The sequence below is a fragment of the Zobellia uliginosa genome (assembly GCF_900156625.1).
GTDB classification, from domain to species: domain Bacteria; phylum Bacteroidota; class Bacteroidia; order Flavobacteriales; family Flavobacteriaceae; genus Zobellia; species Zobellia uliginosa.
In genome coordinates, this window is record NZ_FTOB01000004.1 from 869,632 (window position 1) to 887,602 (window position 17,971).

Below are 17,971 nucleotides of genomic sequence, written 5' to 3' on the forward strand. Positions count from 1 at the left end.
TTTTTATATTTAGTATGATATTTTAAGACCTACCGTGTAAGTGCTGGAAATAGGGTAGTTTCCTCCGGTAGTATAGCCCGACTCTAAGATGTTGCTAGAAGTTCCATCTGGGTTCCAACCTCTCCATTTTGTTGAGGTAAAGAGGTTGTTGCCCGATACGTACACTTGAAGGGCCGATACCTTTAACTTGTCTAATAGATTTTGTTGAAAGTCGTATCCCAAACGAAGATCCCTAAACCTAAAGTAATCGCCATTACCTTCCTCTACGGTTACTGAGCTCCTTAAAATCTTCCTTGAGTTTGAGAAGTTACCGAAATTCGGTTGTCCTAAGAATCCATCAGGATTGTTTACCGGATGGTATCTGTTTTCAAAATAATAGGTAGTGGGTACTCCGAAACCTTCACCTGATTCGGTCAAGGAACTAAGGTCGTCATCGAGTAAGGTCCTTCCTTCCACGCCTGTGAAATTAAAACTTAGGTTGAATCCTTTATAGCTTACATTGGCTCCGAAGCCGTAAGTGAAGTCAGGGGCATAGGTCCCTTTTGATACCTTGTCGTTACTATCTATTACACCGTCGTTGTTTACATCAACCGCCCTAAGGTCACCGGTAATCGTACCATCTAAATGAGGGTAGTTGTCTATTTCATCTTGGGTTTTGAACACGCCATCAACTTTATACCCGTAAATTTCAGCGATCGGATGACCGATTTGGGTAACGAAGAGTTGGTCTCTTCCCGTGGCGATCCTATCTTGGCCTGGGCCTAAGGCCAGCACCTTGTTCTGGTAAGAGGTCAGGTTGGCATTGAATCCAATACCAAGGTTGCCGACCATAAAATTATTACCGGCAAGTTGAAATTCCCAGCCTTTGTTCTCCATTTCACCAATATTGGCCAGTACGTTATCGTAACCGGTTTGTTGGGGTACGGGTACATCAAGCAAAAGGTCTTTGGTATTGGTCTTGTAATAGGCCATGGTAAAATTCAATTTGTTGTTGAAAAGGCCCAAGTCTAGTCCGATGTTCATTGATGAGGCTATTTCCCATCCAAGATCGGGGTTGGGAGCGGAGGTGGTGATAAAACCAGGGGAAATCGCACCGTTAAAAACATAGTTAGAACCCGTAACCAAGGCTTTGGAGCCATAGGTGCCTATCTGGTTGTTCCCTGTTTGTCCCCAGCTAGCGGAGAATTTACCAAAGCTCACCAAGCCATCCGATGGAAAGAACTCTTCTCGGCTGAATACCCATCCGGCAGATACCGAAGGAAAGTTACCCCAACGATTGTTTACACCGAACCTTGAAGATCCGTCCCTTCTAATGGCGGCGGAAAGTAGGTATCTTGCACCAAAATCGTACTGTAAACGCGCGAGATACGATTCCAAGGTCCAGATTCCCATATCGGAGACTGCGGTAAACGTACTGGCACCTGCAATGTTTCTTATGTTGTCATCGGCAAACCCTGTACCTGTAACCTGGGTCAAATCGATTCTTTCCTTTTGAAAGGTATACCCGGCCAAAACGTTCAAATGATGGTCTCCATAGGTTTTGTCGTAGGTCAGTGTATTCTCGATCAAATAATTGATTTTGCTCTGTTTGTATTGATCCGCTTCGGCATCCGACCTTGGGGCTGGAGTTCTATAGGAACCGACACTTATCGGATAATAGTAATTTCTTATATAGGAGTCGTAATCGCCACCAAGTGACAATCGGTAGGTGAGGCCGTCGATAATTTCGGCATCTAAATAGGTGTTGCCAAAAACGCGAAAGCGTCGCTTATTGTCTCCCACTTCATTGGAAGTGGCCACAAGGTTTTCTACCGGTGTTCCGTTAATGCGAACACCTTCGATTTCATGTTGTTCGTTTATCAACTGTTCACTGATGTTCACACTTCCATCCGCGTTATATGCCCTGTAGAAAGGGGAGTTCAAAGGGATAAGTCCTAGGGCCCCATTACTTCGGCTACCTTGGTCCACTGAATTTTCAATGGAATAGGAAGGCTTTATGTTTACTCCGAATTTTATCTTTTCGGAAACCTTGCTTTCAAGGTTGATCGATGCCGAATAGCGTTTGTAATCGGTACCAATTACAACCCCTTCTTGATCGAAATACCCTAATGAGGTGTAGTATTGAGTTTTGTCGTTTCCTCCGGAAATCGAAAGGGCATAATTGGAAATCGGAGCCGTTCGGAACGCTTGGTCCATCCAATCGGTGTTTACAAGTCCTGATTGTCCATCGAGGTAGGGTTGAAGATCGGTCAAAAATAATTCGCGACCGTCTATTTGTTTTCCGTCGATCAATTTTGTGACCCTTACCGAGTTGGGATCACTTTCACTTCTATTGGTAGGATCTTTTGATACATAACCCCAGTTACGGGCCTCGGTAAGGAATTGGGCGAATTGATAGGCATCTACCAAATCCATTCCGGAGCTTTGTTGTTGTACCCCTCCGTACACATCTAAAGTTACCGTAGTCTTCTTGTTGAGGCCACCCGCTTTTGTGGTAATCAATATAACCCCATTGGCAGCACGTGAACCGTAGATGGCGGCTGAGGCGGCATCTTTTAAAATGTTGATGGTTTTTATGTCATTTGGGTTGATCGAACCTAATGAGCTTCCTTCCGATAGCGGAAAACCGTCTACCACGATCAAGGGGTTTGATCCAGCGGTAAGCGTTCCCGTGCCCCTGATCACTATTTGTGAATCTTGGCCGGGCTGTCCATTCGATTGGTTAATGACAACTCCGGAAAGTTTACCGGCAAGTTGTTGGTCTATGGTGGCTGCCGTAACGTTCTGTAGGTCTTCACTTTTTATTTCGGATACGGATCCGATGACCTTGCTACGGGATTGTTGGCCATATCCAATAAGTACGACTTCCTCAAGTGCCGCCGAGGCAGGCTCAAGTTGGGCAGAGATAGTGGTTTGGGTGCCTACGACAATTTCTTGTGATTTGTAGCCAATATAAGAGACTTCCAAAACGGCATCAGGACCTATTTCCAAAACGAAATTACCGTCAAAATCGGTAGCGGTTCCATTAGTCGTACCTTTTTCGACAACGCTCGCACCGGGCAAGGGGTCGCCATTTTCGTCGGTTATCATTCCCGATATGCTCTGCTGTACGATCAAGGGCGTTATGGGAATATTGACGGCTTTAGGCGTGTTCTTGGCCTGGGTCAGATAAATCTGGTTCTCCAAGATCGTGAACTCGGTCTTTCCAGCATTAAAAACCTGTCTCAAGATTTTTTCAATGAGTTCTTCATTGGCAGAAATGGAGATTTTTCTTTTTAAGTCAACGTCCTTTACTCTATAGACAAACCTGAAGTCCGTACTATTTTCAATCTCGTCGATAAAATGTGCGATCGTGGTGTTCTCAAGTTTCACTGAGATTTTGTTCTGTGAATACGTGCTGTTGGCACTCATGGAGAACATCGCGGTCAATACAAATAGCGTGGTCAATTTCATTTTCAGGTCAAAACGAATGGTTGAACGAATGCTTCTCGTTGATATAAGAAGTTTTTTCATACTTTTATAATGTTTTTTTTGGTTGAATTCTTTTCGATCAATTTTACAATCGGGAAGTGTTGCAGCACTTTCCGATTTTTGCCTTTAAGAGGCTGATGATGTAAGTTGTTAGGCTTGTTTATTTCATAGATGCAGGGTTTTGGTTAATTGTTATGTGAGTGTCGTTTATTGAATAATCTATGCCGTAGGTCACCCTTAAATCTTCGAGTACTTTTTGTATGGTGATGTTCGCGTAGCTTGCATTAAAGATTTCTTCCCCCAATCGGGTGTTGTTATTGGTTATGGATACGTTATAATGTCGCTCCATTTTCTTCAAGATGCTTTCAAAGGTCATATTGCGAAAGACCAGGTTTCCGTTCATCCAAGAAGTGTAGATATCGGTAGAGACCTCTTGGGTTTCTATCGTACCGTTTTCTTTTTCAAATGACCCCATAAAACCAGGCTCTAGAATGGTACTTGTTAGCTGGTCGAAAGATTGTGTTTGTTCATACATCCCCACGGAACCTTCTACGAGCACTACGTTGGTCTGGGTATCTTCGGGATAGGACGAAACATTAAAATGCGTACCGAGCACCCGTACGTCCAATTGGTCGGCTTTTACGATAAAGGGGCGCAAAGAATCTTGGGCCACGTCAAAGAAGGCTTCCCCTGATAAATACACTGTTCGGTCTTGGTCCTTTAAAAAATTGGTAGGATATCTAAGGGAAGTGCCTGCGTTGAGATTTATAACGGTGCCATCGGAGAGTTTTAGTTCAAACCTTTTGCCATAAGGCACCTTAAGGGTATTGAATATTGGTTTTTCTGAGGTACTGCTACCTTCGTAAACAATTTGGTTTCCTTTTTGTAGCCCTACTACATTTCCGTTTTTGCCAATAACTTGCTTTGTGCCATCTTCACTAAGTACCTGAATTTGGCCGTCTTCCATTTCCAAGGTAATGGCATTGGGCGGTATGATCATTGTGTTGTCTGCCTGGCTGTCTTTCCAAAAGAAATAACTCGTAGCGAGCACACCTATGAAAAGGGCGGCTATAGAGGCATATTTACGCCACAAGGTAGACGACTTTGTTTTTGACGGGATCGACTGTTCTTTTTCCTTGGCCGTCTTCAATATATCACCAAAGGAAAGGTCCGTGGAGGTAGCTTCGGTTTTTTGGTGCTCTTTCAATAATTGCAATACCTCTTCAACGGAAGGTATGTCGTTCGAATTTGTAGAACTTTGGAAATAGGAGATCACCCAGGAAGTCTCTTCCTCGTCACATTCATTGAGAATGTAGCGTTTTAAAAGTTCGGAAATAGGTTTGTGTTGATGCATTGATCAGTGTTTGTATATAGAATACTCCCGTAAAGGAAAAAAGTACTATTCCCTTCTGAAAAAAAATCAAAAAAAATTACAGGAAAAAGAAAGGTTTAAAGGTAAGTTGTTTGAAGTGAGTGTTTTATGGTTTTTAGGGAAGCTAAAAAAAGTACGGAATTTGCAGCAACATAAAGGTGATGCCTCCATACGATTCAAGAAAAGCCGAAATACTGCCCAAGGCTTGGCTCATTTGATTTTTGACCGTTTGGGTGGTAATACCTAGTTCCGAACTGATATCTTGATAACTCTTGCCTTCGTTTCTCGACATTTCGAAGATGAGCTTTCTTTTTGGGGGGAGGCTGTTGATGGCTTTTTCTTTGAGCAATTCATACTCGGTGTTGAGCATGTAATTTTCCACTGGGGAGTAGGAAACGGAAGTGTTGTTAAAGACGTGCTGTTTTAATTTTTGGTCTTTCGATGCCTTTACCAAAAAGTCGTAGGCCGTGTTTTTGGCAATTGTGAAGAGAAATGATTTGAAAGATAGTTCGGGTTTAAGCTTAGCTCTCTTTAACCAAACTTTTACGAAGACCTCTTGAACTACCTCTTCGGCATGTTCTTTGGATTTAATCAAACTATAGGCGTACCTATAAATATCTTTGTGGTATTTGTTGAAAAGTAATTCATAAGCATGTTCATCTCCTTTTTGGAGTTTTGAAACAAGTTTCTCATCAATATAGATTACTTTTTTGTCCAAGTGATATGTTTCAGTAGCACTACGTTTAAAAAACACAGCAAGTAAAAGTAATAAAAAATCAATAAAATTTTATCAAATTCATAATTTGGGAAGTATGAACTAAATATATGGCAATATATGTGTAGGATTATTCAACAGCCGCGAATATAATGGGGAATACGGGATGATGAAGTTGACGGCCGTTTAGCGCATATTTACCTGTTTTGTAGAACTTTCCGTAGGATACAGTGCTTTCTTACACAAATCATTCGTGGTAGATGATATGTACTTGGAACACCTAGCTGCCACCTAGGTGTTCTAAAGTAACATTCGACCCTTTTCTTCCTTAAAAAAATAATGTAAATACCCCCGTTTTTACATATCGGATAAGAGGCTATTCTCGATTAATGGGAAACGGAAGCATTCTGTTTCGGCATTTTGGTGTTCCCGTTGAAAGATATCTGCAGCTTTTTCCATGATTATCGGGTGTTGTTAAACTAAGCGCCTCTTCTACGGTAGGAGGTTTCACCATTTTTACTCCGTTTATAGTGGCCTTGATTATGGGTGTGGTCGGAACTTGACATAGCCCAAATTCTTGACGAGAATATATATGGTGTTTTACACAAGGGTATTCAATACGCCGAGTTCGGTGCCCACTTTGGTAAATGCGGCTATGGCCTTAGCGATCTGCTCTTGCGTGTGTGATGCCGAAAGTTGCACTCGTATACGGGCTTTTTCCTTGGGTACCACGGGATAAAAGAAGGCTATCACGTAAATTCCTTCCTCCAGAAGTTTTGAGGCAAACTGCTGCGCCAACTTCGCGTCGTAAAGCATTACGGGAACAATGGGGTGTGTACCCGGTATGATGTCAAAGCCGGCCTGGGTCATTCCGGCTCGGAATTGCTCTGTATTCTGTCGGAGTTTTTCGATAAGCTCATTGGAGTTTTCCAAATGTTCCAAAACTTTTAAAGAAGCCCCTGCGATGGCCGGGGCAAGGGTGTTGGAGAACAAGTAGGGCCTCGACTTTTGTCGCAATAGGGCTACGATTTCCTTTCTGGCGGCCGTAAAACCTCCTGAGGCCCCACCCAAGGCTTTACCATAGGTGCCGGTAATGATGTCTACCCGGCCCATTACACCTTTGTACTCATGGGTTCCTCTTCCGGTTTCCCCAATAAATCCAGTGGCATGGCATTCGTCTACCATTACCATGGCCCCGTATTTCTCGGCCAAGTCACAGATTTTATCTAGTTGGGCAATAGTTCCGTCCATAGAGAAGACCCCATCGGTGACGATAAGCTTTCGTCTTGCACCGGAGGCTTTTTTTAGTTCCTCCTCAAGGGCCTGCATGTCGTTGTGCTTGTAGCGGTGCCTTTGGGCCTTGCATAAGCGTATGCCGTCTATAATGCTGGCGTGGTTCAATTCGTCAGAGATGATGGCATCTTCTTTTGACAGTAGCGGTTCGAATACGCCTCCGTTGGCGTCGAATGCGGCAGCATAAAGGATGCAATCTTCCATACCTAAAAATTCCGCCGTCTTTTGTTCCAGTTCTTTATGTATGTTCTGGGTCCCGCAGATAAAACGTACCGATGAAAGTCCGAAACCATAGGTCATCATTGCATCTATACCGGCTTCAATGACATCTGGGTCGGCAGAAAGCCCTAAATAGTTGTTCGCACAAAAGTTGAGGGTGTTTGTGTGGTCCTTTGTGTCGATGCAGGCCCCTTGCGGAGTAGTGATGATACGTTCTTTTTTAAATAGTCCGGACGCGTCAAGGGAGTCCAGTTCTTCTTGAAACTGTTGTTTTATATTGTCGTACATGTCTTGTAACCTTGTTTAGTGTATTGTTTGCTTAATTCCGAAATCATTTCTTCCACAATATCCTTTAAATGGAATTGTGGGTGCCATTTCCAATCTTCGCGAGCTTTACTGTCGTCTAATGAATAAGGCCAACTAGCGGCGATGTCTTGTCGGAAATCGGGTTTATAGTCGATTTGAAAATCAGGATAGAACTTTCTGATGGCCTTTGCGACATCCTTGGGTCTAAAACTGGCAGCTTGTAAATTGTAGGAGGTTCGAATGCTGATACAGTTCTTGGGGGCTTCCATAAGTTCAATGGTGGCCCTAATGGCATCGTCCATATAGATCATGGGCAGTGTGGCATCTTCGTGCAGGTAACATTCGAATTTTTGGCCCTGAACGGCCTTGTGGAAAATATCGACGGCGTAGTCGGTGGTGCCACCGCCGGGTCGGGATTCATGCCCGATGATGCCGGGGTATCTTAAGGAACGCACGTCCAATCCGTATTTGGTAAAGTAGTAATTGGCCCAGTTTTCGCCCGCAGCCTTGCTTATTCCGTAAACGGTAGAAGGGTTTAAAGGGGCGTCTTGGGGCGTATCCCATTTTTTGATGTTACCACCGTAAACGGCAATTGAGCTAGGAAAAAATACCTTGTTCAATTTATGTTCGGCCGCAACACTTAGAACCGAAAGCAGACTTTTAAGGTTGATTTCCCAAGTGCGGATCGGATCTTCTTCACCCTTGGCCGACAGAACCGCCGCTAAATGATAGACTTCTGTAATGCCGTGCGTACTAATAATACGCTTAAGACCGGCAGTGTCGGTAGCATCTAAAATTTCATGAATATTTGGGGTGTTAGCTTTATCCCTAAGGTCTGAAGTGATGACCGAATCATTGCCATATCGTTCAATTAGGGCCTTGCTAAGCACGGTTCCTAACTGACCGTTAGCCCCGGTAACCAAAATTTTTTGCTTGCTCATATCTTTATATTAACAAGTATAAAGTTATGTAAACAAGTGTTTTTACCACAATAAAACCTTTGGATACTGAAAAAATAAGTAATTTTAGCTTTGTATATGTAGATGTGAAATATATTTTACTTTTTAGAAGTAGATGTGTTGCGCTCACCAGTAATTTTAACTGCTATGGAAATGATAGATGAAATAGATTTAAAGATTTTACGGATTTTGCAGGTCGATGCGAAACGGACGGCCAAGGAAATAGCCGAATCGCTCCATATGACGGCTTCTCCGGTCTATGAACGAATAAAGCGCTTGGAGAAAAGGGGCTTTATAAAAAAGTACGTCGCCCTGTTGAACAAAAAACAATTGGGGAAACACGTAAGTGCCATCTGTATGGTATCGTTGCGTTATCACAATGAGGGGTTTATCGATACGTTTGAAAAGCAGATAAAGGAATTAAAGGAGGTTCAGGAGTGTTACCATATGGCCGGCAAGGTAGATTTCTTCCTAAAAATTCATTTGAAAAGCCTTGAGGGGTATCATGAGTTTGTCAGGACCAAACTGTCTAAGATCGACAATATAGGCGTGTTGGAGAGTTATTTTGTGCTGAAGGAGATATCCCATGGAACCGAGTTCGATATCTAAGGTAGGCTCCATAGCATAAATAGTGTTGAGGGCGGCTAGTGATGGGCGATCGGTTTTATTCCACCACAATTTTATAAATTCCGAAATTAAGATTCAGGATTTAGGTAAAAACCAAGTCAAAAAAAAACCTCGAAAATCATGTGATTTACGAGGTTTTGCTCACGGAGGATATCCGGTGTGGTGACCTGGCTGGGGCTCGAACCCAGGACCCTCTCCTTAAAAGGGAGATGCTCTACCAACTGAGCTACCAGGTCAAAAAAAGTAAAGAACGAAAGCGTATTCTGTTAAAAAAATAAGCTCAGGTGTTTAAATAAAAAAGCCTCTTTATTTTGAAGAGGCTACTATTTATTTGGTGACCTGGCTGGGGCTCGAACCCAGGACCCTCTCCTTAAAAGGGAGATGCTCTACCAACTGAGCTACCAGGTCAAACATATACAGGATTGATTCCCTTAATGCGGGTGCAAATATAAGTCGATTACTTTATTTTCCAAGCCCTTTTTTATATAAATTTAATTTTTTTTGAAATCCCCTGAAAATAAGCCACTTTTACGCCAAAATAAAATTGTGAAAATAGTATTGTTAGGATATATGGGGAGTGGTAAGAGTACCATTGGTAAAATATTGGCCCATAAAAGAAACTTGGAATTCATAGATCTTGACCATTACATTGAACAGGCCGAAAATATGTCGGTTTCAGATATCTTTAAAATAAGGGGGGAGCTCTATTTCAGAAAAAAGGAACATCAATACCTGAACGAGGTACTTGATCAAAAAGATGATTTTGTACTGTCGCTCGGCGGTGGGACCCCTTGTTATGGCGACAATATGAAATCGATTGCTGAAAAAACGGAGAATACCTTCTACTTAAAAGTTTCGATTTCCGAATTGACCAAACGCCTCTTAAAAGAGAAAGATGAACGCCCATTGGTCAAGAACATAGCCGAAGACGAGCTTCCCGAGTTTATCGGCAAGCACCTGTTCGAACGAAACCAATTTTATAGCCTGGCCCGCAAGGTCATTACCTGCGATACCAAAGACGTAAAAGATATTGTGGAAGAAATAAATGCTGCCCTAGTCTAGGTAGACCATATCGTTTTTGGACTGAAATTTCACGTGTACATGTTCTTGTAGGGAGGTCGATAGGGAAATGCCCTTGTAATCGGCTTTCACGGGATATTTTTTATGGTTTCTGTTGACTAGCACCGCCGTCTTAAGTTGTTTGACAGGGGTTTTTAGAAAATGGTGAACGCCGTAAATGAGCGTGGTGCCCGAGTTTAGGACATCGTCGACCAGAACAATGGATTTGTCTTGGTATTCCGATTCCGGGATCGAGGTTTTTACGCCACTTCGCAACGGGTCCTTTTTGTCCATTATTACCTTGCAGAGCGTGATTTCGGCATCGGTGACTTTCTCAAGTACCTTTTGTAATTTTTTTGCAAAATTGAGGCCCCCGCCATCAATGCCGGCTATAATAATTTCCTTTTCTTCAACATTGGCCTCGTAAATCTGGTAGGCAATGCGTTCTATTTTATATTGGATCTGCTGGTGCGTAAGTATTTTGTTTTCCATAAACGGGTATTTTCATTTCAAATATAGCCAACCAAGGGCAAACCTGCCTGTTTTTATTCTTTTTGGACAAAATCGTCGGGAGCGGCTTCGGGGTCGTCTAGGTACTCTTCAATATCGCGACGGTCTTTTTTGGTAGGCCTTCCCGTTCCTTTCTTTCGGTAGTGTTCCTTGGCCTGTTTTAAAAGTTCGTTATGTTCAAAAGCTTCTTTTGGGGTGGTGTCCTTTCTGTAAATATCCACCAATTTGGCACCGACCCGGCTTTTCGGGGTGTCCAAAACCGTAAGTTGAAGGTTGATCTGGTCTTTACGTACTATTATTTTATCCATAGGGTAGACCTCACGGGAAGGTTTGACCACTTGGTCGTTAACTCTTACCTGACCTTTTTTACAGGCCGTAGAAGCCATGTTCCGGGTCTTAAAATAACGGGTGCTCCACAAGTACTTGTCAATTCGCATAACTATTAAAAATCTTTGTTAAGGCTCTCTACAAAAATAAGGGAAAATTGTATCTTGCCGGCTGTAAAAATGAATTGATGATAATGAATCGAATAGTTGCCTTGTCGGCGTTGGTAGTTGTACTATGGTCTTGTAATAACGATGATGGAGGTGTCACGATAGAACCGCCAAGACCTCTGACCGAGGTTTTGAGTGAAGATGAAGTTAAGATTCAGGAATATCTTAAAACGCATTATTACAATTATGCCGAATTCGAAAACCCCACCGAAGATTTTGATTATAAGATCAAAGTGATGGAAATAGGGGAGGGCGATACCGATGTGATTCCCTTGATCGATCAAGTGAAATCAAAATCGGTAACGGTTACGGCCACTACAGAGGAAGGGGAAGAAGAGTTGGCCCATACCTACTATTATTTGGTGGCAAAGGAAGGCGTTGGGGAATCTCCTACGGTAGCGGATTCTACTTTTGTGAAATACGAGGGAACCTTGTTGGACGGAACACGCTTTGATGGAGCGGATAGTTATTCGTGGCAATATCTACCCCGTTTTTTAAGGGGGTATGCCGAAGGTGTTTCACATTTGAAGTCGGGGGGAGCGGTTGTAGAGAACGAAGACGGTACGTATACGATAAGCGATGCAGGTGTAGGGATGGTAATCATGCCCTCAGGCCTAGCTTATTATAATAGTACCCCTAGTGTTTTGATCCCTACCTATTCGCCTTTGGTCTTTACTTTGGAGTTGGGTGTTTTTGTAAAGGATACCGATTATGATGGAGATGGCGTGCCGTCTATCATGGAGGACCTGAACAATGATGGGAACCTGAACAACGATGATACCGATGGTGATGGATTACCGGATCACCAAGACAGTGATGACGATAATGACGGGGTGTTGACAAGCGATGAAATTGAAGTGGACGGAGAGGGTAATGTTACTTTTCCTGACGCCGATGGCGATAACATACCGGATTATCTAGATTCCGATACAAAATAGAAAGGCGATACTATTGCCAATAAAAAAGAAAGCCCGAAACACATGTTTCGGGCTTTCTTTTTATGGAATCTGTTCCTTTCCTTATAAAGTCAAAGACAAACTAACGATCAACTGGTCAGGTCTCGCATCTACGCGACTTGGACCTAGTTCGGTGATGTTGGTGTTGATAAAGGTAGCTTCGTTGCTGTTAAAGCCTCTTTCGTACCGAATATCGATACCCAACTTGCCTAGGTCTACACCGGCTCCGATATTGGCACCTACACTAAAGTCGTTTTCAATATCGTCTATACTGATACCGTCAAATTCGGTATCTAGGATATACTGGAACGACGGTCCGGCAAATACGTGTAAGGGACCTACGACCTTGATGCCTACCAACAAAGGCATGTCTAACTTACTGATGTCGAACTTGTCTCCGTTGTAATCGGACTTTGTTTTGGTGTACATCAATTCGGGTCTGAAGTAAATACGGCTTATGCCGATTTTTCCAAATAATCCCAAATGGTATCCCATGTTTCGGTCAGGGTCTCTGGCCGCATCCCCAATGGATTCAAAATAGTCTCCATTGGCACTGTAGTTCAGGCCGGCTTTTACACCGATTTCTACCAAATCTTTTTGCGAAAATGCAGCGATGCTTACCAAGGCAAAAACCGCTGTAAGGAGTGTTCTTCTCATATGTTCTCGTTTTTAATACCACAACAGTATCAAAAACGATACCATTGTTATTTCCTTTTCAATACCCTTAAAACGGCCTTCTCAATAGCTTTATTGTTTAGTCCGTACTTCTCCATAAGTTGTTCTGGGGTACCACTTTCGCCAAAAGTATCTTGCGTTGCAACGAACTCTTGAGGTGTAGGATGCTGAACTGTAAGGGTTCTGGCCACTGTTTCCCCGAGTCCGCCCAAGTAATTGTGTTCTTCGGCAGTTACGATGCAACCGGTTTTTTTAACTGATTTTAACACCGCTTCCTCATCAAAGGGTTTGATGGTGTGGATATTGATGACCTCTGCTGAAATTCCTTGTTCTTCCAGTTTTTCCGCAGCGATCAAAGCTTCCCATACCAAGTGACCTGTGGCAACTATGGTTACATCGGTACCTTCGCTTAACATTACGGCCTTACCGATTTCGAATTTTTGGTCGACCGGGGTAAAGTTGGCTACTTTTGGTCGGCCAAAGCGCAAGTATACAGGTCCGTCATATTCGGCGATCGCCAAAGTAGCGGCTTTCGTTTGGTTGTAGTCACATGGGTTGATGACCGTCATGCCCGGAAGCATTTTCATCATACCGATATCCTCTAAAATCTGGTGGGTGGCGCCATCTTCACCAAGGGTTACACCAGCGTGAGAAGCACATATTTTTACGTTCTTTCCGGAGTAGGCGATAGACTGACGGATCTGGTCGTAAACCCTACCTGTGGCAAAGTTGGCGAATGTACTGGCAAAAGGAATCTTTCCACCAATGGTAAGTCCGGCTGCGATACCCATCATGTTGGCTTCGGCTATACCTATTTGAAAGAATCTCTCGGGATTCTCGTCAATAAAAGGTTGTATTTTTAAAGAACCTACTAAATCGGCACAAAGGGCTACTACATTAGGGTTGGTTCTTCCCAACTCGGTCATGGCGTCTCCATAGCCACTTCTAGTATCGTTTTTTCCTTGATCTATATATTTTGTCATTTTATTCAGTTTTTGTCGTTTCCGAGGCGGAAAGCTAAAATTTTAAGATAGTTTCGGAATTTTAATAATCACCTAAGGTTTCAGGGTTCTGGCTTAAAGCGTTCGCTAATTGCTCATCGCTAGGTGCTTTACCGTGCCATGCGTGGGTGTGCATCATAAAATCTACACCGTTGCCCATCATGGTATCTAGAATGATACATACGGGTTTTCCTTTTCCTGTTCTGCTCTTGGCCTCGTTCAATCCGTTGATTATGGCTTCAAGGTTGTTGCCTTCGGCTACTTCAAGAACATCCCATCCGAAAACTTCGAACTTCTCTTTTAGGTTTCCTAAAGGAAGTACTTCTTCGGTAGGGCCGTCGATCTGTTGTCCGTTCCTATCTATGGTAGAGATCAAGTTGTCTACTTTATTTCCTGCAGCGTACATAATGGCTTCCCAGTTTTGGCCTTCCTGTAATTCCCCATCACCGTGAAGACTATAGACCAAATGGTCGTCTCCGTTCAATTTCTTGGCCAATGCCGCACCGATCGCTACAGACATTCCTTGACCTAAAGATCCCGATGCTACACGGACCCCTGGTAGGCCTTCGTGGGTAGTCGGGTGTCCTTGAAGACGGGAGTTCAATAAACGGAAGGTGTTCAATTCTTCCACGGGAAAGTACCCCTTTCTTGCCAAAACACTGTAAAATACAGGTGATATGTGACCGTTTGAAAGAAAGAAAAGGTCTTCGTCCTTACCGTCCATATCAAAACCTTCTTTAAGGTCCATTACTTCATTGTAAAGCGCGACCAAAAATTCGGTACAGCCCAAAGACCCCCCTGGGTGACCTGAATTTACCTTGTGTACCATGCGTAGAATATCCCTTCGGGTCTGTACTACGATATCTTGTAGTTCGTCTAATTTTGCCATTTGTAAATGTTCGTTTTTAGTAGTTTTCAAATGTAATCGCAATCTTTTGGGAATACAAATCGCACCTTGTTTATTTTTGCCCTCAAATCAAAAAAAGAGTGATAAAAGCAACAGTTGGCAAGGTTTTATGCCAGAGCCGTTTATTTGGATGGAATTTGTTGAAAGAGAGAGGTAAGGGAAGTGAAAAAGCTAGATTCGGTAGTTGGAAACCCGGGTATAGGACAAACTTTATTTTTTCCTTAGGGCTTTTATGCTAGGCAGTTGTTTATCTTTGCGCCCATAAATACTATTTTGAAGTTTACCTTACATCATACAGACCCTAAGAGTAAAGCCCGTGCCGGAACCATGGTTACCGATCACGGCGTAATAGAAACACCCATATTCATGCCGGTAGGTACCGTTGCTTCGGTGAAAAGTGTGCACCAGCGTGAATTGAAGGAAGATATCAATCCCGATATTATTTTGGGAAATACCTATCACCTTTTCCTTCGGCCCAAGACGGAAATTCTAAAGAAGGCCGGGGGACTCCATAAGTTTATGGGGTGGGATAGGAACATCCTTACCGACAGTGGGGGGTATCAAGTGTATTCCCTTTCGGGCAATCGTAAGATAAAGGAAGAAGGGGTAAAGTTTAAGTCGCATATTGACGGTACGACCCATCTTTTTACACCGGAAAACGTAATGGAAATACAGCGTGTCATTGGGGCCGATATCATTATGGCCTTTGACGAATGTACGCCTTATCCATGCGATTATCGCTATGCCGAACGGTCTATGCATATGACCCACAGGTGGCTGGAGCGGTGTATAACGCACTTAAAAAAGACCCCTTTTGAATATGATTATTCACAGGCGTTTTTCCCGATAGTACAGGGTTCTACCTATACCGATCTAAGAAAACGCTCGGCCGAGTATATCGCCGGGGTAGGGGCCGAAGGCAATGCCATCGGTGGCCTGTCCGTTGGTGAGCCTGCCGAGGAAATGTACGCTATGACCGAGGTGGTCTGCGAAATATTGCCCGAAGACAAGCCGAGATACCTGATGGGGGTAGGTACGCCTATCAATATTTTGGAGAACATTGCCTTGGGAATCGATATGTTTGATTGTGTAATGCCTACGAGAAATGCGCGAAACGGAATGTTGTTTACGGCCCATGGAACGATTAATATAAAGAACAAGAAGTGGGAAGATGATTTTTCTCCCGTCGATGAAATGGGGATTACCTTTGTAGACCTAGAGTATTCAAAGGCCTATTTGCGCCATTTGTTCGTAGCTAAGGAGTATTTGGGCAAGCAAATAGCCACTATTCACAACCTGGGATTCTATCTTTGGTTGGTTCGTGAAGCTCGAAAGCATATTTTAGCAGGAGATTTTACCGAATGGAAAGACCGTATGGTGAAACAAATGGATAAACGATTGTAGTGCTTACCATATTAGATAAATATATACTTAAGCGATATTTGGTCACTTTCTCGGTGATGATCTTGCTATTCATCCCTATCGGTATCATGGCCCATTTGGCCGAGCAGATAGGAAAGATGCAGGCCAACGAAGCTCCGTTGGATGAAATACTCGTCTATTTTGGAAACTTTACCATCTACATAGGAAGTCTTCTATTTCCTATTTTCCTCTTTCTGTCTATAATTTTCTTTACCTCTAAATTGGCGGGAAATACAGAAATTGTGGCCATTCTTAGTTCAGGTGTGTCGTACTCTAGATTCTTGCGCCCCTATATTATTGGTGCCTCTATTATTGCGGTAATTATGTTTGTCATGGGTATGTTTATAGTACCTAATGCTAGCAAGGGTTTTAACGAGTTTAAATACAAGTATCTTAAGAAAGGAAAACAAGACCGGGTGACCAATAATATTTTTACGCAATTGAATGCAAATGACTTCATTTACGTAAGTAGCTTTGACCCCGCGCGCCAAATCGGCTATAACTTTACCTTTGAGCGTTTTGATAAAGAGAACCAATTGAAGTTCAAGATATCGGCGGCCAATATCAGATGGGTGGAAAAAGACAGTGTCTATCGCCTCACCACGTATAAAAAGCGAAAAATCTATAACGATACGGCCCTAGTGGAAACCAAGCGCCGTTTAGACACCCTTTTTGCCTTTAATATAAGCGACCTTACGCCCGTGTCCTATGCCGCGGAAACCAAGAATATTTTTGAGCTCAATCGCTTTATCAAAGATCAGAAGCTCAAAGGGGCTTCCAATATCAATGCCTACGTTCTGGTGAAATATAAACGATGGGCCTTGCCGATAACGGCCTTTATCCTGACCATTATAGCGGTGGCCGTTTCCTCGGTAAAACGAAGGGGAGGTATGGGGATCAATCTGGCCTTTGGTATTATCGTGGCCTTTGTGTTCGTTTTCTTTGACAAGGTTTTTGGTACATTGGCCGAGCAATCGGGTTTTTCTCCCCTGTTGGCGGTATTGATCCCGAACATGCTTTTCGGTATTCTCGCGGTAGTGTTGCTGCAGAGGGCCAAACGATAATACGATAGCTATAAAAAGGCATGGGGGCACAGCTCAAAAATTACCTGCATTTACATTTTATTGTCTTTATCTGGGGATTTACCGCGGTTTTGGGCAAGCTTATTACCCTTGATGCCATGCCTTTGGTGTGGTACCGTATGCTTATGGCGGCGGTGCTGATATTCTTCTACCTATTCGCTAAGCGGTATTCCTTAAAGGTAAGCCCTAAAATGCTTCTGGCCTTAATAGGTGCGGGAATTGTAATCGCCCTGCATTGGGTCACCTTCTTTATGGCCATAAAGGTGTCGAATGTTTCCATAGCATTGGCCACGATGTCTACGGGGGCATTTTTTACGGCCTTGATCGAGCCGTTTTGGTATAAGCGAAAAATGATATGGTACGAGGTCGTATTCGGTATCGTGGTAATGTTGGGCCTGTACATGATCTTTAAGGTCGATACCCAATACCTCTATGGTATTCTGATCGCGCTGGTGTCATCGTTTCTTTCGGCCCTTTTTTCAATGATCAACGGCAAGTTGATCCAAAAAGAGAAACCCTCGGTCATTTCTTTTTACGAGCTATTGAGCGGGGTGGGCCTGCTCAGTATATTTTTGGCCTTTCAAGGAAGTTTTAATGCCCGATTTTTTCAATTGTCGTCCGATGATCTGCTCTATCTGTTCATTTTGGCCTCGGTCTGTACGGCTTATGCATTTATTGCCTCTGTGAAGATCTTAAAGTTTATAAGCCCTTATACCGTAATGCTTACCATTAATCTAGAGCCGGTCTACGGTATCGTTTTGGCCTTTTTGATTTTAGGGGATTCGGAAAAAATGAACCCCCTGTTCTATTTGGGCGGAGGCATTATTCTGTTGACGGTTCTGGCCAATGGAATATTGAAAAATCGGAGAAGGTTTAAAAAACCCTTCAAGGGATAAGCTTAAA

At 43.2% G+C, this 17,971-nt stretch carries 16 protein-coding genes and 2 tRNA genes; 6 read left to right on the top strand and 12 right to left on the bottom strand.

What is annotated here, in order from left to right; genetic code table 11:
• Positions 1-9: 9 nt before the first annotated feature.
• The 5 genes from BW980_RS16315 to BW980_RS16335 form a co-directional block, all read right to left on the bottom strand.
• Positions 10-3,513 (bottom strand): SusC/RagA family TonB-linked outer membrane protein, encoded by a 3,504-nt coding sequence (locus tag BW980_RS16315; RefSeq protein ID WP_083690502.1) that lies wholly within the window; start codon positions 3,511-3,513, stop codon positions 10-12.
• Positions 3,514-3,631: 118 nt separating this feature from the next.
• The gene (locus BW980_RS16320) at positions 3,632-4,825 is read right to left on the bottom strand and encodes a FecR family protein (RefSeq protein WP_076456218.1); all 1,194 of its coding nucleotides are present in this window, start codon (positions 4,823-4,825) and stop codon (positions 3,632-3,634) included.
• Between the two features lie 142 nt (positions 4,826-4,967).
• The gene (locus BW980_RS16325) at positions 4,968-5,561 is read right to left on the bottom strand and encodes an RNA polymerase sigma factor (protein WP_076456219.1); all 594 of its coding nucleotides are present in this window, start codon (positions 5,559-5,561) and stop codon (positions 4,968-4,970) included.
• Positions 5,562-6,158: 597 nt separating this feature from the next.
• Positions 6,159-7,358 (bottom strand): glycine C-acetyltransferase, encoded by a 1,200-nt coding sequence (gene kbl / locus BW980_RS16330; RefSeq protein WP_076456220.1) that lies wholly within the window; start codon positions 7,356-7,358, stop codon positions 6,159-6,161.
• Positions 7,343-8,317, bottom strand: coding sequence for an NAD-dependent epimerase/dehydratase family protein (locus BW980_RS16335; protein WP_076456221.1), 975 nt, complete (start codon positions 8,315-8,317; stop codon positions 7,343-7,345). Before BW980_RS16335 ends, kbl begins: the two co-directional genes overlap by 16 nt.
• A gap of 165 nt (positions 8,318-8,482) precedes the next feature.
• On the opposite strand from BW980_RS16335, the gene BW980_RS16340 reads away from it, so the two are divergent.
• Entirely contained in the window at positions 8,483-8,944 is a 462-nt protein-coding gene (locus tag BW980_RS16340) for an Lrp/AsnC family transcriptional regulator (RefSeq protein WP_076456222.1), read from the top strand.
• 178 nt (positions 8,945-9,122) lie between these two features.
• Here BW980_RS16340 and BW980_RS16345 read toward each other — a convergent pair.
• Both BW980_RS16345 and BW980_RS16350 read right to left on the bottom strand, forming a co-directional pair.
• A tRNA-Lys gene (locus tag BW980_RS16345) sits at positions 9,123-9,198 on the bottom strand.
• A 96-nt stretch (positions 9,199-9,294) separates the two neighbouring features.
• Positions 9,295-9,370: transfer RNA gene (locus tag BW980_RS16350), tRNA-Lys, on the bottom strand.
• Positions 9,371-9,508: 138 nt separating this feature from the next.
• Here BW980_RS16350 and BW980_RS16355 point away from each other — a divergent pair.
• A complete protein-coding gene (locus BW980_RS16355; protein ID WP_076456305.1) occupies positions 9,509-10,024 on the top strand; it encodes a shikimate kinase in 516 nt (171 codons plus the stop codon).
• On the opposite strand, the gene BW980_RS16360 is transcribed toward BW980_RS16355, so the two are convergent.
• Together BW980_RS16360 and BW980_RS16365 are read right to left on the bottom strand one after the other, a co-directional pair.
• The gene (locus BW980_RS16360; RefSeq protein ID WP_076456223.1) at positions 10,016-10,513 is read right to left on the bottom strand and encodes a phosphoribosyltransferase family protein; all 498 of its coding nucleotides are present in this window, start codon (positions 10,511-10,513) and stop codon (positions 10,016-10,018) included. The genes BW980_RS16355 and BW980_RS16360 overlap by 9 nt on opposite strands.
• 53 nt (positions 10,514-10,566) lie before the next feature.
• Positions 10,567-10,968 (bottom strand): RNA-binding S4 domain-containing protein, encoded by a 402-nt coding sequence (locus BW980_RS16365; RefSeq protein ID WP_076456224.1) that lies wholly within the window; start codon positions 10,966-10,968, stop codon positions 10,567-10,569.
• Positions 10,969-11,051: 83 nt separating this feature from the next.
• On the opposite strand from BW980_RS16365, the gene BW980_RS16370 reads away from it, so the two are divergent.
• The gene (locus BW980_RS16370) at positions 11,052-11,963 is read left to right on the top strand and encodes an FKBP-type peptidyl-prolyl cis-trans isomerase (protein WP_139327709.1); all 912 of its coding nucleotides are present in this window, start codon (positions 11,052-11,054) and stop codon (positions 11,961-11,963) included.
• Positions 11,964-12,044: 81 nt separating this feature from the next.
• Here the strand turns inward: BW980_RS16370 and BW980_RS16375 are convergent, their stop codons facing one another.
• The 3 genes from BW980_RS16375 to BW980_RS16385 form a co-directional block, all read right to left on the bottom strand.
• Positions 12,045-12,638 carry a porin family protein gene (locus BW980_RS16375; RefSeq protein WP_076456225.1) on the bottom strand — a complete coding sequence of 198 codons (594 nt, stop codon included), beginning with the start codon at positions 12,636-12,638 and terminating at the stop codon, positions 12,045-12,047.
• A gap of 47 nt (positions 12,639-12,685) precedes the next feature.
• Positions 12,686-13,639, bottom strand: a complete 954-nt coding sequence (locus BW980_RS16380) for a transketolase family protein (protein ID WP_076456226.1) — start codon at positions 13,637-13,639, stop codon at positions 12,686-12,688.
• Positions 13,640-13,700: 61 nt separating this feature from the next.
• Positions 13,701-14,576: a transketolase gene (locus BW980_RS16385; protein WP_256439066.1), complete on the bottom strand. Its 876-nt coding sequence runs from the start codon at positions 14,574-14,576 to the stop codon at positions 13,701-13,703.
• A gap of 261 nt (positions 14,577-14,837) precedes the next feature.
• On the opposite strand from BW980_RS16385, the gene tgt reads away from it, so the two are divergent.
• From tgt to BW980_RS16400, 3 genes are read left to right on the top strand one after another with little or no spacing between them, the layout of a single operon-like run.
• Positions 14,838-15,968, top strand: coding sequence for a tRNA guanosine(34) transglycosylase Tgt (tgt, locus tag BW980_RS16390; RefSeq protein WP_046287948.1), 1,131 nt, complete (start codon positions 14,838-14,840; stop codon positions 15,966-15,968).
• A complete protein-coding gene (locus BW980_RS16395) occupies positions 15,968-17,050 on the top strand; it encodes an LptF/LptG family permease (RefSeq protein WP_076456228.1) in 1,083 nt (360 codons plus the stop codon). Before tgt ends, BW980_RS16395 begins: the two co-directional genes overlap by 1 nt.
• Positions 17,051-17,070: 20 nt before the next feature.
• Positions 17,071-17,964: a DMT family transporter gene (locus tag BW980_RS16400; RefSeq protein ID WP_076456229.1), complete on the top strand. Its 894-nt coding sequence runs from the start codon at positions 17,071-17,073 to the stop codon at positions 17,962-17,964.
• Positions 17,965-17,971 lie beyond the last annotated feature (7 nt).